This window comes from Pseudomonas sp. PS01299, assembly GCF_029960145.1.
GTDB lineage: Bacteria > Pseudomonadota > Gammaproteobacteria > Pseudomonadales > Pseudomonadaceae > Aquipseudomonas > Aquipseudomonas putida_A.
This window is the reverse complement of the sequence record NZ_JASCPO010000519.1, coordinates 1-321: the sequence shown is the minus strand read 5'-3', so window position 1 is coordinate 321 and position 321 is coordinate 1. Positions and strand designations below refer to the sequence as shown.

Sequence of the window (321 nt, the reverse complement as noted above, 5' to 3'; positions counted from 1 at the left end):
CGTTTCACTTCTGAGTTCGGGATGGGATCAGGTGGTTCCAACGCTCTATGGTCGTCAAGAAATTCGGGTACTGACTCGTGACCGGTTGGCCTCGCTTCAGCAAATCGGGTATGTGATACAGGTGTTTTGTGAGCATCGCGAACTTTCGGTTCATTGCGTCTTCACACACCGCAATCTGGTCTCTTTCGAGCATGCAGATTGCTTGGGTGTTATATGGTCAAGCCTCACGGGCAATTAGTATTGGTTAGCTCAACGCCTCACAGCGCTTACACACCCAACCTATCAACGTCGTAGTCTTCGACGGCCCTTCAGGGAACTCAA

2 rRNA genes are annotated in these 321 nt (G+C 50.8%); both read right to left on the bottom strand.

The features are described from left to right. Window positions 1–59: ribosomal RNA gene (gene rrf, locus QMX91_RS31390) — 5S ribosomal RNA — on the bottom strand; the annotation flags it as partial. Window positions 60–213: 154 nt separating this feature from the next. Next, a 23S ribosomal RNA gene (locus tag QMX91_RS31385) occupies window positions 214–321 on the bottom strand; the annotation flags it as partial.